The sequence below is a fragment of the Mitsuokella sp. AF21-1AC genome (genome assembly GCF_003458855.1).
In the GTDB taxonomy this organism is placed as follows: domain Bacteria; phylum Bacillota; class Negativicutes; order Selenomonadales; family Selenomonadaceae; genus Mitsuokella.
The window spans coordinates 38,615-56,320 of the sequence record NZ_QRVW01000004.1 but is presented as its reverse complement, the minus strand read 5'-3'; the positions used below and the strand labels follow the sequence as shown (position 1 = coordinate 56,320).

Below are 17,706 nucleotides of genomic sequence, written 5' to 3'. Positions count from 1 at the left end.
TGTTATTGACAAGCCATTCTACATATGCTAGTATCAAAACATATAAAAATACTATGATTAGGAGGTAAGGCGCTATATGATTCAGCTGTCTCATATCGAAAAAACGTACGACAGCCCCTCAGGCCCGGTAAAAGCCCTCAAGGGCATCGACCTGACAATCGAGCGCGGTGAGATATACGGTATCATCGGCCTCAGCGGTGCAGGCAAGTCCACCCTGATCCGCTGCATCAACATGCTGGAACGCCCGACGGCCGGCAAGGTCATCGTGGATGGACAGGACATGACCGCCATGAGCGATAAGGAGCTGCGCAAGGCTCGCAAGAACATCGGCATGATCTTCCAGCATTTCAACCTGCTGAGCACATCCACGGTTTACGACAACATCGCGTTCCCGCTGCGCTTGTCGCACACGCCGGAAGCAGAAATCCGCAAGAAGGTGGAGCCCCTGCTGGAGCTCGTCGGACTTGCCGACAAAGCCCATCAGTATCCATCTCAGCTCTCGGGCGGCCAGAAGCAGCGCGTGGGCATCGCCAGAGCACTTGCGAGCGAGCCGAAGGTGCTGCTCTGCGACGAGGCCACGAGCGCCCTTGACCCGCAGACGACGCGATCCATTCTCGAACTCATCCAGAGCATCAACCGCAAGCTCTCGCTGACAGTCGTCGTCATCACGCATGAAATGCAGGTCATCAAGGATATCTGCGATAAGGTCGCCGTCATCGAGAACGGTGTCATCGCCGAGCAGGGCACGGTGCTTGAAGTCTTCACGAACCCGCAGCAGCCCATCACGAAGGAATTCATCAGCGTGCTGCTCTCAAATGAACTGCCGACGGCCTTCCGCGGCGGCGCCATCTCGAAGGTGCCGGTCCCCGGCGCTTACCTGCTGCTGCGCCTGACCTTCATCGGTGAATCAGCCGACGATCCGGTACTTGCGGGCATGATCCGCAAATTCCCGGAAATCGAGGTCACAATGCTCTTCGGCAATCTCGACCAGATCAAGAATACGCCGTTCGGACGCATGATCATCGGCATCACGGGGCCGGAGGCAAAGGTCAGCGAAGCCATCGCCTACCTGCGCAGCAAAGATCTCAAGGAGGAGGTGATCGGTTATGTCCGCAGACATGATTCCACTGCTGAGTAAGGCACTCGGCGAGACGGTCTACATGGTCGTCGTCTCCATGATCGTCGCCACGGTCATCGGCGTGCCGCTCGGCGTGCTGCTGCATACGACGAGCAAGGGACAGATTCTCGAGTCCCCGGTGCTCAACCGCACGGTCGGAGCCGTCGTCAATGCCGTCCGCTCCATCCCGTTCATCATCCTGCTCGTCGCCATCATCCCGTTCACGCGACTGCTCGTCGGCACGGCCATCGGCACCACGGCGGCCATGGTACCACTTGTCATCGCGGCCATCCCGTTCATCGGGCGCCAGGTGGAAACGAGTCTCAAGGAAGTGCCGTTCGGCCTGATTGAGGCTGCTCAGTCCATGGGTGCGACGCCGGCTCAGATCATCTGGAAGGTATTGCTGCCCGAATCGATGTCCTCGATTGTCGCACAGCTCACGACCGTCATCATCAGCCTCGTCGGCGAATCGGCCATGGCTGGCGCTGTCGGCGGCGGCGGCCTCGGCGACCTCGCCATCCGTTACGGCTATCAGCGTTTCCGCCCGGAAATCATGCTGGCCACCGTCATCATCCTCATCGTACTCGTCCAGCTCGTCCAGTTCGTCGGCAACACGCTTGCCAAACGCCTGGACAAGAGATAAAAAAAAGGAGGAAATCCATATGAAAAAAGTACTCGCACTCATCGCTGCGCTCGTCGTTGCGACGCTGGCATTCGCCGGCTGCGGCGGCAGCCAGTCCTCGTCGTCCTCTTCGTCGGGTGCTGCTCAGTCGAGCGGTGCCAAGACGCTGAAGGTCGGCGCCACGGCCGTCCCGCATGCCGAAATTCTCGAAGCTGCCAAGCCGCTGCTTGAGAAGGAAGGCATCACGCTTGATATCGTCGAATTCAACGACTATGTCCAGCCGAACCTCGCCCTCAACGACAAGGAGCTCGACGCCAACTTCTTCCAGCACGAGCCATATCTCAAGAACTTCATGGAAGAGCACAAGGATGTCAAGCTCGTGAATGCCGGCGGCATCCACATCGAGCCGATGGGCATCTACTCCAAGAAGGTCAAGGACCTCAAGGATCTCAAGGATGGCGCTACAATCTCCATCCCGAACGACCCGACGAACGGCGGCCGCGCACTGCTGCTGCTCCAGAAGGCCGGCCTGCTGAAGCTCAAGGACGGCGTCAACGAGAAGGCAACGCTGCAGGATATTGCCGAGAACCCGAAGAACTTCAAGTTCCAGGAAGTCGAAGCTGCCCAGGTGCCGCGTACGCTTGAAGATGTCGACGCTGCCGTCATCAACTCCAACTTCGCAATGCAGATTCCGCTCGATCCGACGAAGGATTCCCTCTTCATCGAGGACAGCACGAGCCCGTACGTCAACATCATCGCCGTACGCGAAGGTGACGAGAACCGTCCGGAAATCCAGGCTCTTATTAAGGTCCTGCACAGCCAGGAAATCAAGGATTTCATCAACAACAAATACAAAGGTGCTGTCGTTCCGGCTTTCTGAGCCGCAAATCAGCATACAGCAAAAGGCCCGTCCGGTGAGGACGGGCCTTTTGCTTGCCAAGAACGGCTTTATGTAGGATTTTAGAGGGGACTGATTATTTCTTCGGGATGACATTCCAGTTGTGATCGACAGCCGGCGTGATCGTACCCTTTTCCTGGATGTAGCGCGTGATCAGGCTGCGGACCTGGCCATCATCGCCGTAGAGCTTCATGGAGTCGAATACCACCTTCGGCTTGCGGCCATCCGTGTAGCCCATGGCTGCCATGTAACCGCTGCCGCCGTTCATGCGGTAATCGTTAATGGCCATCGTGAACGTATCGCTGTCCTTGACATCCCTGCCCTGATACTGGAGCTTCGTGATGCGGTGGCCGACCGGCTGATTCAAATCGATCGTGTAGTCGATGCCCTGGACCATATCGTAGTTGTAATCGGGGCTCGTGCCGTAGAACGAAGCGGCATGCTCCATGTACTTGCGCAGCTCGGCGCCGTTGATCTCGATGCCGAACAAGTAGTTCTCGTAGATGTAGAGGCCGGAAATCTCCTGCAGCGTGATGGGCCCTTTATCGATATCCTGGCTCGTATTCAAGGAAGCACTGGCCGAGAGCTGCGTGCCGGCATAATGGCGCTGCACGTCGTTGACAAAGTCGACGATGGCCGAATCCTGATGATTCGACTCTGCGCCGGCAAAGGTATCCGTCGCCTCACCGATGATCTGCTGCAGGGACTGCAGGGTCTTCTCATGCCATGGCTTTACCTGCTTGACGATGGCCGGGTCATCCTTTACGCCCTTGACGGAAATGGCCTGCGTCGTAACCTTCTCGACCTTCCACTTGCCATCGACCTTGTGGATCGTCAGATTGCTCTTGCCGACGAATTTGCCGTCCTTGCCGGATTCGACGACCGGCACACCGTTGATGACCGCATCGGCATACACCGTTCCATCCGGTCCCTTTACGCCGGATTTATTGTCGATGACAACATGATTATGGGCACAGATGAGGAGATCGAGATCCGGGCAGGCCTCGGCGATTGCGACGACCTGGTTCTCCACGGAGTTGCGGTCACCGCGCGGGACGCCGGAGTGCGTGACACCAATGATGATATCCGCGCCCTTGTCCTTGAGTTCCTTGACGTACTTCTGCATGACCGGCACCTGATCCTCGAAGCGGACACCAGCAAAATGCGCTGGAGCCTCAAAGTTCGGGATGGCCGGCGTATCCGTGCCGACGATGCCTACCTTGACATTCTCGCCATCAATCTTGACCGTCTTGATGAGATACGGGCGAACGCCGCTCCAGGTCTTGCCCGTCTTATCGTCGATGACGTTGGCACCGAGCACGTTCTTGTTCTTGCCGATTGCCTTCTTGAGATAGTCGAGGCCGAAATTGAACTCATGGTTGCCGAGCTCAATGGCATCATAGCCGATCTGGTTGAACGCGACAAACATCGGATGCTGGCCAGCCTTCCACTCATCCGGGTGCTGAACCATGTACGTATCGAGCGGCGTGCCCTGCAGAATATCACCGCCATCAATGCAGAGGATTGCGTCGTCCTTGCCCTTCTGCGCGCGTGCCTCATTGATGATCGTGCTGATCTTGGCCAGGCCCACATCAGCAGACTGTGCCTTGAAGTAGTTCCAGCCGATGACACTGCCGTGTACATCGGAGGTCGAGAAAACCGTCAGGTCGCCGGCAAAAGCCGTACCGGCTGAAAGAGCTGCTGTCAGGGCTGCGAGTACCATGACCTTCAAAGAGCGTTTTGTTTTCATAACGTGTTTCCTTTCCTTATATCCTTATGTGTGGAACTTCAGGAGAGGCCGTCATCACTTGGTCGATGAAGCGACGTTCTCAAGATCCTTCTGGTTGATGGAAGCGATATTCGTATATTTGCCATCGGCAGAGTTATGCAGAGAAATCTTGCCGGCCTTGAGGAGTTCTGCTGCCTTCTTGTAATCGGCCGAATCCTTGTCAAAGCCCGTCACATGCCAGTCGTCGACCGGCTGGACCTCGACCCTGCCCTGCTTGACCTCGCGGATATAGCGTGCCGTCATGTTGCGGATCGTGCCTTCTGTCTCGCCGAAGGCTTCAAGCGACGTCCAGACCTGCGGGAACTGGCGGCCTTCAAGCGCGCCGCCCTTCGCGATGAGCTGGTTCATGCGATAGGCATTCATGCCGAGTTTGATCTTGTCGCCATCGGCGATGGCCTTGCCCGTCTTCTTGAGGCGCAGGTCCGTGATGCGTTCGCCTGCCGGCTTCGTCAGGTCCACGGTGTACGTGACACCACCGAACATATCATTCGTGCTGTACTTCGAAGCGCGGCGCACCGGATTGTAGCTCGGTGCGATATCGCCGGGCTGCTTCTGGTTGAAATAAGCGGCTGCCCATTCCATGTAATCCTTGAGATCCTTGCCCGTCACCTCGTAAACCGTCGTCTCACCGCCCGTGTACTGATAATTGAAGGCGATGTTCTTGCGGCGGATGGGGCCGACGAGCTGCTGAGCGTCGTCGCGGCTGATGATCAGCGAGGTCACATCGGCACCGCTGTAATGGAGCTGTACCTCCTGCAGGAAATGCGTCAGCGGCGTATCGCCAATCTGCACCTCACTGATGCCCGGCATCGAATCCGGCGGTACCATGTTCATGCCGACAGCCTCGCCGATGACCTCATTGGCCGCCTTGCGGGCCTCGGCATGATACGGCGCGAGCTTCTTGACGAGTTCCTGATCATCGGCATATTTTGCCATCGGGATGGTCTGTGCTTTCTTATCCGTAAGCACGTAGCGGCCATCCTGTTTCTTGAAGGTCAGGTCGATGCGCGTAAGTGCGCGGCCGTATTTGTACGGCTCTGAGATCAGGACGCCGTTTACCGTCTTGGCATTGACATTCTGGTGCATGTGGCCGGCGACGATGGCCGCAAGTTCCGGGCAGGCATTGGCGAGGTCCGTCACGCTCGTGTCAGGGCGCTCGTTCTCATTGGCCACGCCCATGTGGATGACGCCGATGATGACATCGGCCTTGCCCTGAAGCTCCTCGATGGCCTTCTTCGTCTCCGTCACCGGGTCCTTGACAACAACACCCTTGAGGTGATCGGAATCCTTTTCAAATTCCGCGATCATCGGCGTATCCATACCGACGATGCCGATGCGCACGCCGTCTTTCGTGATGACTTTCGTGGCCGGCAGATAGCGGCGGCCATTCTCCCAGTAGACATTGCCGCAGAGTGCCTGCCCCTTGAACTGTTTCGTCACATGGCGCAGCACATCGAGGCCGAAGTTGAACTCATGGTTGCCCATCTCCCAGACATCGTAGCCCATCGCATTCATCGCGACGACCATCGGCTGATGCGGCGCCTTGTTGAACTGCTCAACACTGTTATCCTGGATGGCATCACCCGCATCGACGAGGATGACATTCGGATTTTCCTGGCGAATTTCCTTAACGGCCGTGCTAATCTGCGTCAGGCTGCCCGAGCGGTCCTCCGTATCCGTTGCGTAATCCCATGGCATGAAGCGGCCATGGACATCCGATGTGCCGAGGACCGTGACCGTCACGGCATCCGCCGAAGGTGCCGAGGCAAAGGCCACGGCTGATGTAAAGGAGAGGGACATGGCGGCTGCCAAGCAGCCCAAAAGATACCGTTTGCCCTTGTGTTTGAATTTCATGATGTACTCCTATTCCAGAAAAGGCGGCTGCCGGAAGCAGCCGCTTTTCCTTATGTATCCCGAGATTGCTTAGAACTGCCACTCGACACGGCCGAAGAGCTCTTTATAGTTCTCGTTGCCGATGAGCGTCTTGCCCTGCGCGTACTGGAGCCAGGTGTACGTATGCGGCATGATGTTGCCGAGCAGGCTCAGTGCCCAGCCCTTCGTGCCAGCATCGCTCGTGTACGTCGGCGTCGGACCTACGTTCTGACCGATGTTGCGGTAAGCAATGGAGAAGCCCCACTGGCCGGCATTCGTCGCATTGAAGTTCTCAAACTCCTTATAACCGATAACGGCACTCCAGGACGTGTTATAATCGTCTGCACCAAAGTTATGACCGTAGTTGCCCTGCAGCGCGATGTTCTTCGAGAAGTGGTACGTGCCCTTGGCCGTCCAGGTATTCATGTCATCATTGTCAGCGCCGTAACCAATCATCTTTGTAAAGACATTGCTATTAAGGTGATGGTAAGCTGTGCCGTAGTTGAGCTTGCCGAGCCAGCCCTTGAAGCCAATGGCCTGATAATTCGCCGCATCATCTGCTTTGCCATTCTGGGCCAGGCCGTACAGATAGTACTGATTGCCGCTCTTAAGATTAAAGCGGCCAGCATTGATTGTCGTCGTCAGGGCCTTGTTGCCGAACTCAGCTTGTGCACCAGAGAACTGCGTATCGAACATGATGTCCATATCAATACCGACCGGCATACGGCCGAAGCGGTACGTGGCATTGCCATACTTGCCTTCTGCCCAGATGCGCTTGAGACCAAGTGTGCCCGCCGTATCCTTCGTCAGGTCACCGTAGGCATCGATGCGCGACTTGAGCTTCCAGTTCTTGTTGATTTCAGCCGACGGCGTCAAGCGGAAGGTGTAGCCGTTCGAGTTATCACGTGTCTTAAGGGCGCCTATATCATGCGTTTTCTGACCGTTGATGTAAAGATCCACCGGAGCCTTGTCGTAGCGGACGCTGCCGTAATCGTAACGCAGCATGCCGCCCCATTTGACCTTATCGGCATTCTTCTCGAGCTTCGCCACGCGCACGCCGAGATTGTTGAGCTCATCAGCGAACTCTGCTGCAAGCTTCTCGATCAGTGCCTTATCGCCAGCCGATACATCCTGCTTGGCCATGGCCTTGGCAACCATCTGAGCCATCTCGTAACGCGTGATGTTCTGATTGCCCTTGAAGGTCGTGTCGCCGTAACCTTCAATGACGCCGTCTTTAGCAAGCGTCGTCACGGCATCGTAAGCCCAATGGTCAGACGGTACATCACTGAACGGGTTGGCAGCAGCAAACGTCGTCGAAGCGGCGCCGACTACCAGAGCCGTGGTCAATGCAGATACGATGGATTTCTTCATGTTTCTCTCTCCATTCCTACTGAACAATATCTTCCGCAAACATCAGAACCCGTTGACAATTGTCTTTTTATATCTCTTACGAGTTTTCTGACATCTGTTTCCCTCGCTTTTTATGATAGCACCGGATTAAAAGGGAATTAAAGGCCACATGTCTCTATTAGTACATGTATTATTACCATTTTGCCCTATTTTCTTTATTTTTTTATCGCTTTCAAACGCGTTTTCGGTTTTCATTTACCCATTTTATAATTTCTTTTTAATAAAAGAAAACAGGCAGCCACTCTAGCATAAAGCCAGTATGACTGCCTGTTGCAAGGCGCAAGAATCCGCCTGATCTTACTGGAGAACCGTGATGCGGCCCTGCGGCTGAGCATAGGCTGCACCAACGCTGCCGCCGAGTTCCTCGTTGAGGTAGTTGCGGACAGCATCAACATCGAGATAATCGACATCGTGTACCGTGACCTTGCTGGGGTCCGTCAGCGGATAGTACGTATCGCCGCCGGACGTCAGGTAATCCGGCACAGCGATGTTGTACGTGGCATCGGGGTCAAAGGCCTTGCCGCCGACACTCGTGATTGTGACGCGCATGCCGGGTTTTGCCGGGCTGTAATACGTGGAATGCGGATAGAGCTCGCCCTTCTCGAACGGCTTCGTCGTATCCACCGTGTACGCGATGCCGGCGACCTGCGGGAAGGCACCAATGGCCTTCGGCGTCGTGCACGTAGCGGCCTCGAGGACCTCGAGCAGCGTCGAGCCTTTCATCGTCACGTACTGTAGGTAATTGTGATACGGCAGCACGCGCAGCATATCGTTCTGCGTGATGTCACCGGCGGCGATGCCGGCACGGATGCTGCCGCCGTTCATGATGGCGCCGTCAATCGTGACTTTGTCGAGGACGCTTGCCTTGCGGACCTGCCAGAGATAGGCATCGGCGATGAAATCACCGAGATTCGTCTCCTCCGTGCGCACACCGGGGTCACGGGAACCGTTAAGCTCCACCGTCGTCTTGCCGACTACCGTCGAGAGCTGCTTGTCGATATCGGCCTGTGCCTTGTCGACCATAACCTTTACCTTGGCATCCTCCTGGTTGAAGCGGCCATAGGCATGGAGGTCTTCCGTCCATTTGCCATTTTCGTAGAGAACCGCACCGATGTTGGTGAGGTGCGCGCCCGTTTCCGTCAGCAGGGCACCGTTGATGTAGAGATTCTTGACCGTGTGATCATGGCCATCGATGAAGACGTCGATGCCCTTGACGTTCTCAAGGATATCGTTGGAGCGGTCGCCCGAAGCATCCGGCTCACTGCCGAGATGGCCGATGGCGACGATGAGGTCGCATTTCTGCGCCTTGAGGGCGTCGACTTCCTTCTGCGCAGCCTTGTACATCGCATCCTTCGACAGGAACGTCAGGCCGCGCGTGCTCTTCGGATTCGACGTCGTCACCGTAGACGGCGTCGTCAGGCCGAAGATGCCGATCTTGAGGCCGCCCTTTTTGACAATTGTGTGCGTTTTCGGCGTAAAGGACTTGCCCGTCGCATCGACGATGATGTTGGCCGACATAATCGGGAACTTCGCCTGCTTGATGCGAGCCTGCGTCACATTGGAACCGTAATCGAATTCATGGTTGCCGAGCGTCATGGCATCGTAGCCAACGGCATTCATGAAGTCGATGGCCGTCTTGCCCTTGCTGAAATTGACCAGATTATTATCCTGGATGGCATCACCGGCATCGACGAGCAGGACATCGTAGCCCTTGGCCTCGTAGTCCTTCTTGAGTGCGGCGACGGTTGCCATGCCGTTGACACCGTCTGCGCGGCGGTCGTAACCATGCGTGTCGTTCGTGTGCATGATGACGAGATACGAGAAATCCGCGGCAAATGCCGTGCCCCAGCCCCAGAGGCAGGCAAAGACCAGCGTCAGCACCGCCAGGATCTTTTTCATGAAAACTCCTCCTCCCTACCGGCGGACAGCTGCACCATCCGCCAAGGTACTGGTAAAACATCATTGTCAATATTATAACAAGATTGGCATGTTATCACAAATCCGTGAAAACACAGAAGCATCAGAAGAACATCTCAACACGGGACCAGAGCTCGCTGGCACGTTCGTGATACATGAGATCCTTGCCGCGGACGTACATGATCTGAGCCTGGATGTTGCGCAGCGGCGTGACATACATGCCGTACTCCCAGCCGCGGACACCGGCATCGAGCGTGTACGTCGAGGACAGCGAGACATTCTGTCCGAGGTTGCGATAGGCGACGTATGCTCCCCAGGTACCAGCATGCGTGTGATCCCAGCCGTGATAATCGCCGTAGCCAAGCAGCATCGTGTAGGACTTATTGTAATTGGCCGCTTCCGTGTTCACAGCATAACCGGCCGTCACACCCCACTGCTTCGCAAAGCGATAATCGCCCCATAAGCAGAAGATGTTCGCATCATCAACGAACGATGTATCACCGGCATTCTTATAGCCGAAGCGATCCGAATTGAACAGGCTGGAGTTGTAATGATGGTACGTCGCCGTGAGCTCGAGATTCTTCTGGTTGTTGTAATCAAAGGACAGGGACTGATAGTTCGACACGTTGTCGTTCGGCGACTCCTTGGCCAGCGTGTACATGTACGGCCAGGCATTGTAGAGATCGAAGCGGCCAGCCGTCGCAATCGTCTTGAATACCTTGCTGCCGAACGAAACCTGTGCACCCGAGATGACGTTATCCATGATGAGCTCGGTATCGACATACGGATGGAATTTACCGATCTGGATTCTCGTATTGCCATAGTTGCCGACCACCCAGGCACGCTTGAGCGTCGGAGTCCCCGTGGAATCCGAATTCGTGAAATCCTTCGCATCGATGCGCGCGCGGACCTGCCAATGATTGTTGATCTGTGCCGTCGGCGTCAGGCGGAACATCACATAGTTTCCATTGCTGCCATCGCGATACGTCGTCTTGTCAGCAGCCTTATTCCACGGATGGTTGTGCTTGTAGCGCTCGCTGTCATACTGCCAGCGCAGCTTGCCCGTGAATTTGACCTTATCCGCATTGCGCTCGAGATTGGCCACGCGCACGCCGAGGCTGTCGAGCTCCGTCGCGAACTCCGCGGCAAGCTTGTCGATGAGTGCCTTGTCGGCAGCCGATACGTCCTGTTTCGCCATGGCCTTCGCGACCATCTGCGCCATCTCGTAACGCGTGATATTCTGACCGCCCTTGAAGGTCGTATCCCGCTACGATAAATCTGTATAAATATAATATAATTCGCACAAATTTATACGATGAAAATTCTCACGATATTTTCTTCCTGTTTCATTGCGTCCGTTTTTGCCCCCGAGCAAGCTCGATGGCTACTCGCGTTTGATGTAACGCTCCACAGGCTTGAATTCCCCAGTAGCGATAGGTACATATCTGAGTGCTTCTCTGTATTTCAAGCGGTCTCAGATTGAAAATAATTTGCAAGATTGATTGCTGCATTAAGGTCACGGTCAATTGTTGTCCCGCAGGCTTGACAGACATACTTGCGGTCGTTTAACTTCAAGTTTTCTTTGACATGACCGCAACAGGAACAGGTCTTTGAGCTCGGGTAGAACCTGTCGGCAAAGACAAGCTGGATGCCGTTATTTTCGCATTTGTAGGTCATCTGGCGGCGGAACTCGTAGAACTTCTCACCGGCAATCCCCTTGGCAAGGTGCTTGTTCTTCATCATGCCCTTGACGTTCAGATCTTCCATGACAATGCGCGACGGTTTGGTTTTCACAATTGCGGCAGTTGTCTGATGGATGTGGTTCTGGCGGATATTGGCCAGTCTCCGATGAATCAAGGCGATTTTGCGGCGCCCCTTCTCGATGTTCTGGCATTCCCTTAAGGGGCGCTTCCAGATTGGCTTTCGCCCAGGCTTCTTTCCTTTACGCTGCACGGTTTCATACCGCGCGGTATTGGCAAGGATTTTACGGCTCTGTTTTCTCTGCTCTCGTCGCAGTTTCTTTTCAAGGCGACGGACTTCCTTCGTCTTGTTGACGCTTTTGAATACCGTCGCTTTACGTTCGCCGCTCGCATAGCAGGTCGCTAGCACCTTGATGCCAAGGTCGATGCCCATGGAATCACCGGTAAGCTTTTCGGTTTCCTGTTCCGGCACTTCGTAACTGAAGCTCAGATACCAGTACTTCCCATCAAAGGAAATCCAGGGATTGCAGTAATGGTTTCCCTTTGGAAGTTTCGGCAATGTCTCTCTTGTCCGGACGAAGCCAATCTTCTCGCCGTGGAAGCCACCGTTTTTGCGGACAAGGCTTTCATAGTTGACGTAGAAGCTCGGCTTCGTCTTGTGTTTTGTCTTGAATCTCGGCTTGCCAGCTATTCCCTTGAGGAAACGCTTGAGCGCCCTGTCTGCCTCCTTGACCGCCATTTTCATGACGTTGCTGCCGACTTCTTTCAGCCACTGGTGCGTTGTCTTTTTCAATTCATTGTTGATATGCTTCCGGATGGCACCCTCAGAAATGCGTTTGGGACCAACTTTGCCGTGCTCAAGGTACGCCTTATAGACTGCCTGGTTCTCACCTAAGAAGTAATTATACGCCCAGCGAGCTGTCCCTGCACTTTTCCAGAACAGGACTTCCTGCTTCGGTGTCGGGAGCAGGCGAATCTTCTTTCCTCGAAGCATTTTGTTTCACCTCGTCAACCAGCTTTTTCGTTTTCTTGGATCGTTGGCCGTAAAGCCTGTTGGCAAATACCGTGATGATCTGTATCAGATCATCGGTCAGTTCCTGCTCTTTGCTTTGTTCGGTCTTATCAATTATCTCGATTTCTACATGATTGATGGTACACAGATATTCAATCAGGTCAAAGCCAAAGCGGATGAGCCGGTCTTTGTACAGGACAACCACTTTCGACACTTCCTGATTGTCTATCTTTTCAATAAGTTCGCGCAGCCCCTTTTTCTTGTAGTTGATGCCAGACCCTATATCGGTTATGATTTCAAAATCATAGCCTTTGGCATACATATAGGTCTTGACGTTCCGAACCTGTGTCTCCAAGTCGTCTTTCTGAGCCGGAGTTGATACGCGGCAATATCCAATAACATGTTTGCTTCTGCTTTGCGCGTTTGAGAATTGCTTTAACTGCTCTTCAGAATAGTAACGTGTCCCGCCTTTGGATACGTAAGCGGGTAACAATTCTTTTGTCTTTTGCATCCTTCGCAATGTTTCTGGAGTCAATCCAACTGCTCGTGCAAATTTACCGATGCTTATGAGTTTCATCTCATTCACCTCCTAGTATTATTTTACCAAAAGACGAATAGGTTTACAATATTTAATTATATTTATATAGATTTATCCGTTCGCAGTATGACAGGGATATTGGAATTGAAACCATTTAACACGATTCCTCATTCGTTCCTAGTGTGAAGGATATTCTGTCGATAAATTTATCCAGATATTTATTGATTTATATAAATATTTGGTAACAGTTTAATTTCCCCATAACCTTCGATGACGCCATCATGTGCCAACGTCGTCACAGCATCATAGGCCCAATGGTCAGACGGCACGTCGCTGAACGGGTTGGCCGCTGCAAACGTCGTGGATGCAGCACCAACAGCCAGAGCCGTAACAAGTGCGGATGCGATGGTTTTCTTCATGTCTTCTTCTCTATTCTTACTTCTGATCAACATATTCCTGACAAATATCGCCTCACAGGAAACGGCCCCATGCGACAATTGTCCCATTACACTTTTCTTGCGAGTTTTCTGATATTTGTTTTCCCACATCTTTTATTATAAGAAGTTGAGAATGGACCAAAAGGGTCACATGACCTGATTAGTACACGCATAAATACTATTTTTGATTATATTCTGTAATTTTAATGAACATTTTATTGTCTATTAATGATTTCAATCAGGTGTTTTATGGCTTCAGTGGTTCACGACATAGTGAACGGCTTCATCCGATGTGATGTTCTTGCCACAGTAACGCATGAGCGCGCGGAAGAATGTGGCCGAACGGTTGACGCGCTGAATGGCTTCGTCATGCGTGATCTCACGGTTTTCCTTGCGTATGGTCTGAGCCAGATCATACGATTCGTTGGCAATCTGCAGCATGTAATCGATGATTTCATCTTCGTTGTGGAAACGCACACTGTCATCCACCGTCATTTCCTTCGTAATGAGCGGCACGGCATCGACATCCCATTTGACATCCTTGCGCGTGAGCGTCTGGTCGATGTTCAGATGATGCTTGCGATTGAAATCGTCGTAGACGGACATGTGCAGCGGCATGGAGAGATCACCGCAGTAATGGCCGAGAATCGCATAGTTGTAATCATCGAATTTGCCCATTTCCGTCCAGGCCTTAGCCTTGCGCGTCGCATTGACGATGGCGCCCAGGATATAGCCCTCCGGGCAGTCATCCCGGCTCATGCCAATCATTTCAAGCTGTGCCGTCACATCCTCGCGCGTCGGCGGCTTCGACGCATCGAAGAAATGCGCCTGGCCATCGTTCTTCTTAAGGCGATTGATGGCCGCTACCGTCTTCGACACATCCGGCGCGCAGGCATTCTGATAGCTCGAGAGTCCCGCCGCCCGCTCAATGGCCATATGCGTCTGATCCGTCCATGCCTCCGCCTGCGGCGGCATAAAGTTCAATACTCCAAACGAAGCCAGCATAGCCGGCACCAGTATCATCCTTGATTTTCTGCTAAAATTCATAAAATTCCCTCCAATCACTTTTTATAGCGTATCATGATGATTGATGTGCTGTCAATGTCGCACAAAAGCAAAAAAATGCCGTGCCGGAAAGACCGGCACAGCAAATATAGGGGAATAAAATAGGGGTTTGCTTCGATGCCGCCTTATGCTTTGACGAGCATCATGCCCTGGTTTGCACCAAGGTTCAGGGTGAGCTGACCATCTTTGACAACGGCTTCCCTGCCGGTCAGCTGATCCTGGAAAGAGGTGCCGTCAGCGAAGCCTGCTGCCGGCACGGTTACGGTCTGAGCCGCTGCGCCGCGGTTCAGGGCGACGATGGCAGCATCGTGACTGCCGTCGACGGCCGTGCGCGCGAAGACGTAGATGTCGCCGTCGGCTTTGAGCGTATCCACATCGCCGTACGAGAAGATGTTCTTATGGGCGTTGCGGACGCCGATGACCTTCTTGTAGTAGGCAATGAGGTCTTTGTCCTCCCTGCCCCATGGATACGTGCGGCGGCAGTCGGGGTCGCCGCTGCCGTACTGGCCGGCCTCATCGCCGTAATAGATGGTCGGCATGCCCGGGTAGCCCATGAGGAAGGTCGCCGCGAGCTTGAGGCGTTCCTTGCCGAGTTTGTAGTCAAAATCCTTCTTCGTCGGCTGGGACACGCCGTCGGAACCGCCGCCGAATTTATAGAGCGCACGGACCGTATCGTGGCTGTCCACGATATTCATGAGGTCGTAGAGTGCTTCCTTCGGATAATTCTGGCGCAGGACCTTGAGCTCATCGTCGGCAGCCTTGGCGTCACCCTTGTTGAGGAAGAGATCGCCGAGTGCAAACGAGAGCTTGTAGTTCATGACGGAATCGAACGTATCACCCGTGAAGAATTGAGAACCATCCTGCCAAATCTCACCCAATAGCAGAGGATCGTCGCCGTTGGCATTCTTGATGGACTTGACCTCCTTGCGGACATCGGCCCAGAATCCTGGCGGCACCTCCTTCGCCACATCGAGGCGCCAGCCCGAAAGGCCCTCATCGAACCATTTCATGATGACGCCCTTCTGGCCGTTGCGGCCATAGAGCAGATAGTCGCCGAGGTCTGACTGTACCGTTCCCTGTTCCGAGCCCGGATAATCGGCATCCTTGAACGGCACAAGGCTGTCATAGCCCTGCCAGTCGTGATACGCGTACTTCCTGCCCATCATGTCTTGAGTTTTCTCGTTTTTGATCTCGAACCAGTTCTCCCAATGCCACGGGCTGAAAACCTGTCCCTCGGCCTCGAGCTCCTTCCGGGCTTCAGCCTTGGCCGCCGCTTCCGTCAGATGCTTGTCGTTCATAAGGTCATAGATGCGGCTCCAGTACTCATAGGCACCAACCGTCTTGTACTTGCCATAGCGGTCAAAGTAAATGGAATCGTCGCCGACATGGTTGTAGACGCCGTCCATGATGAGATGCATGCCGCGTTTCTTCATTTCTGCCGAAAGCGTCTCAAGGTCCTGGAAATTGCCGAGGAACGGGTCGATCGTGCCGTAATCGACGGCATCGTAGCGATGATTCGAGCAGGCATTGTAAATCGGATTGACGTAGATGGCCGTCACGCCCAGGCCCTGCAGGTAGTCGAGCTTCTGCGTGATGCCGGCGATATCGCCGCCAAAGAAATCGTTGCATTCCCATTTGTCGCCGTCGGCTGCCGGCGTCTTGCTGTAGTTGGCCGGCAGTTCACTCCACTTGCGGTGCTGTACGGGCTGATAGCCGCGCGCATTGGCACGGGCATAGTCATTGCTCTTGTCGCCGTTGAAGAAGCGGTCCGGAAAAATCTGATAGCAGACGGCTTCCTTGGCCCAGTCCGGCGTCTTGAAGTCCCTGCGGTAAACCGTAACCTGATACGGCTTGACGCCGCGCAGCTTGAGCTCGCCGGTACTGCCCGGCTTGGCATCATCGCCGTACTCCTTCGTGTCATTGAGCACGAATTTATAACCGTAAAGACCATACGTCTGCGGCGTGAAGGCGACAGACCAGATGTCCTGTCCATCCTTCGTGCCCGTCTTTGTCATCGCATACGTCGTGACCGTGCCGTCGGCATAATCCGGATTGTATTCATCGCCGCCGTTGGCCGTGACCTTCGCTTTGTAAACAACAAGCTTGGCATTGGTGACATCCCCTGCTCCCGTGGCAAGCGAGAGCCTCAAGGGCGTGCCCTCCCTGACGGCTTCAAACGGCGCGCGATAATCCGTACTCCAGCTGTCGTGATAGACCTTGTCCGCCCGAATGCGCCCATCGTCGGCAATCAGATGGCGTGCCTGGCTGTCGTAATAGAACGTGACATCACCATCCTTGGCGACATCAACCGTCTGCGTCAGCGCGTCCGCCCCCGGCATCCGGACTGTAACCGTATACGTTCCCTTGTTCAACGGGATTGTCTTCTGGAAGAGATGGTCGAGCATCTGATCCTGCATCAGAGGGTCCTTGACGTCGCCGAAGCTGCCCGAGATAACTGGCAGTGCATCGTCCGACAGGAAGGTGTAACTCGTGCTGTCCGCGATATGATGGCTCTTGTCGTTGTAGTAGAACGTGACTTCCTGGGCCTTCGGCAGCGTCAGCTGCACGTTCGCGCCGTCGAAGTTGCCGCCGAGGCCGTAGTTCTCGGCCCAGCTGCCATTGACGGAAATCTTGTAGTAATACGTACCGGCCGGCAGTTTCATCTTGTACGAATAGAAATCATGACCGATGGCCTTCATGCGCGTCGTCGTGTCCGCTGGGTCCCAGTCTTTCGCCGCACCGGCCTTCGTCTGCACCGTGCCCGTCAGCACGATGCTGCGGCCTTCTGCGGCCAGCGCCTTTTCCTCGGCATCCTTGCCCGCGTAATCATACGTCACGGCATGCGTGGCATCATCATACGTAAACGTGACATCGTGATCCTTGAGCAGGCGCAGCGGGATGTTCTTGCCGCCCGCTTCACCATTAGCACCGTAGTTGACATCCCACAAACCGCCCACGGCGACCTTGAAGTCATAATTTCCCTTGGGAAGGTGGCCGACAAGGACATGATGACCTTTGCCATCGGACTCCATGATGGTTTTGGCATCGGCCGGGTCCCATTCTTTGGCCGCGCCTAGCTCATCCTGAAGCGAGCCGACGAGCACGACATCATCCTTCTGTACCGCACCGGCAGCCGGAGCAGCGGCTTCGGCCACACTCTGCGAGAAGACGGGCAGCACCTCTGCCTGCCATGCGGCAAAGGGTGCCGTCATCAGGCCCAGTGTCAGCGACATGCCGACGGCACGCCGCAAAAACGTTCTACGTTCCATGCAAAATCCCCCTCGAAAAAGAACGATAAACCGGGAGCGGGCCAAAGGCCCGGCTGCCCA

General features: G+C 54.6%; 12 protein-coding genes and 1 pseudogene. 3 read left to right on the top strand and 10 right to left on the bottom strand.

Annotated features, from left to right (window positions below):
• Positions 1-76 precede the first annotated feature (76 nt).
• Genes DWX75_RS02340 through DWX75_RS02330 form a run of 3 tightly spaced genes read left to right on the top strand, consistent with a single transcriptional unit; the run spans position 77 to position 2,619 of the window.
• Positions 77-1,138, top strand: a complete 1,062-nt coding sequence (locus DWX75_RS02340; protein WP_118014563.1) for a methionine ABC transporter ATP-binding protein — start codon at positions 77-79, stop codon at positions 1,136-1,138.
• The gene (locus DWX75_RS02335; protein WP_118014561.1) at positions 1,107-1,760 is read left to right on the top strand and encodes a methionine ABC transporter permease; all 654 of its coding nucleotides are present in this window, start codon (positions 1,107-1,109) and stop codon (positions 1,758-1,760) included. The genes DWX75_RS02340 and DWX75_RS02335 overlap by 32 nt, the downstream gene beginning before the upstream one ends.
• Before the next feature lie 19 nt (positions 1,761-1,779).
• Positions 1,780-2,619, top strand: a complete 840-nt coding sequence (locus tag DWX75_RS02330) for a MetQ/NlpA family ABC transporter substrate-binding protein (RefSeq protein WP_118014559.1) — start codon at positions 1,780-1,782, stop codon at positions 2,617-2,619.
• Between the two features lie 94 nt (positions 2,620-2,713).
• Here DWX75_RS02330 and DWX75_RS02325 read toward each other — a convergent pair whose 3' ends face one another.
• The 10 genes and pseudogenes from DWX75_RS02325 to DWX75_RS02280 form a co-directional block, all read right to left on the bottom strand.
• Entirely contained in the window at positions 2,714-4,387 is a 1,674-nt protein-coding gene (locus DWX75_RS02325) for a bifunctional UDP-sugar hydrolase/5'-nucleotidase (RefSeq protein WP_118014557.1), read from the bottom strand.
• A gap of 54 nt (positions 4,388-4,441) precedes the next feature.
• Positions 4,442-6,280, bottom strand: coding sequence for a bifunctional UDP-sugar hydrolase/5'-nucleotidase (locus tag DWX75_RS02320; protein WP_118014555.1), 1,839 nt, complete (start codon positions 6,278-6,280; stop codon positions 4,442-4,444).
• 69 nt (positions 6,281-6,349) lie between these two features.
• Complete coding sequence (locus tag DWX75_RS02315) at positions 6,350-7,669, bottom strand: S-layer homology domain-containing protein (RefSeq protein ID WP_118014553.1); 1,320 nt, start codon at positions 7,667-7,669, stop codon at positions 6,350-6,352.
• Positions 7,670-8,005: 336 nt separating this feature from the next.
• Positions 8,006-9,607 (bottom strand): bifunctional UDP-sugar hydrolase/5'-nucleotidase, encoded by a 1,602-nt coding sequence (locus DWX75_RS02310; RefSeq protein WP_118014551.1) that lies wholly within the window; start codon positions 9,605-9,607, stop codon positions 8,006-8,008.
• Positions 9,608-9,728: 121 nt separating this feature from the next.
• Positions 9,729-10,823, bottom strand: coding sequence for an S-layer protein (locus DWX75_RS02305; protein WP_147671511.1), 1,095 nt, complete (start codon positions 10,821-10,823; stop codon positions 9,729-9,731).
• Positions 10,824-11,089: 266 nt separating this feature from the next.
• Positions 11,090-12,319: an RNA-guided endonuclease TnpB family protein gene (locus DWX75_RS02300; protein WP_118014547.1), complete on the bottom strand. Its 1,230-nt coding sequence runs from the start codon at positions 12,317-12,319 to the stop codon at positions 11,090-11,092.
• A complete protein-coding gene (locus DWX75_RS02295) occupies positions 12,228-12,914 on the bottom strand; it encodes an IS607 family transposase (protein WP_233519436.1) in 687 nt (228 codons plus the stop codon). Before DWX75_RS02295 ends, DWX75_RS02300 begins: the two co-directional genes overlap by 92 nt.
• A 215-nt stretch (positions 12,915-13,129) precedes the next feature.
• Positions 13,130-13,294, bottom strand: a pseudogene (locus tag DWX75_RS02290) (S-layer homology domain-containing protein); the annotation flags it as partial.
• A gap of 273 nt (positions 13,295-13,567) precedes the next feature.
• On the bottom strand, positions 13,568-14,359 hold the full coding sequence (locus DWX75_RS02285) for a hypothetical protein (protein ID WP_147671510.1): 792 nt from the start codon (positions 14,357-14,359) through the stop codon (positions 13,568-13,570).
• Positions 14,360-14,502: 143 nt separating this feature from the next.
• Entirely contained in the window at positions 14,503-17,646 is a 3,144-nt protein-coding gene (locus tag DWX75_RS02280) for an alpha-amylase family glycosyl hydrolase (protein ID WP_118014544.1), read from the bottom strand.
• Between the last annotated feature and the right edge of the window lie 60 nt (positions 17,647-17,706).

Coding starts and splice junctions, on each gene's coding strand:
- DWX75_RS02340 (WP_118014563.1), top strand. CDS start 77: ATGATTCAGCTGTCTCATATCGAAAAAACGTACGACAGCCCCTCAGGC.
- DWX75_RS02335 (WP_118014561.1), top strand. CDS start 1,107: ATGTCCGCAGACATGATTCCACTGCTGAGTAAGGCACTCGGCGAGACG.
- DWX75_RS02330 (WP_118014559.1), top strand. CDS start 1,780: ATGAAAAAAGTACTCGCACTCATCGCTGCGCTCGTCGTTGCGACGCTG.
- DWX75_RS02325 (WP_118014557.1), bottom strand. CDS start 4,387: ATGAAAACAAAACGCTCTTTGAAGGTCATGGTACTCGCAGCCCTGACA.
- DWX75_RS02320 (WP_118014555.1), bottom strand. CDS start 6,280: ATGAAATTCAAACACAAGGGCAAACGGTATCTTTTGGGCTGCTTGGCA.
- DWX75_RS02315 (WP_118014553.1), bottom strand. CDS start 7,669: ATGAAGAAATCCATCGTATCTGCATTGACCACGGCTCTGGTAGTCGGC.
- DWX75_RS02310 (WP_118014551.1), bottom strand. CDS start 9,607: ATGAAAAAGATCCTGGCGGTGCTGACGCTGGTCTTTGCCTGCCTCTGG.
- DWX75_RS02305 (WP_147671511.1), bottom strand. CDS start 10,823: ATGGCGAAACAGGACGTATCGGCTGCCGACAAGGCACTCATCGACAAG.
- DWX75_RS02300 (WP_118014547.1), bottom strand. CDS start 12,319: ATGCTTCGAGGAAAGAAGATTCGCCTGCTCCCGACACCGAAGCAGGAA.
- DWX75_RS02295 (WP_233519436.1), bottom strand. CDS start 12,914: ATGAAACTCATAAGCATCGGTAAATTTGCACGAGCAGTTGGATTGACT.
- DWX75_RS02285 (WP_147671510.1), bottom strand. CDS start 14,359: ATGAATTTTAGCAGAAAATCAAGGATGATACTGGTGCCGGCTATGCTG.
- DWX75_RS02280 (WP_118014544.1), bottom strand. CDS start 17,646: ATGGAACGTAGAACGTTTTTGCGGCGTGCCGTCGGCATGTCGCTGACA.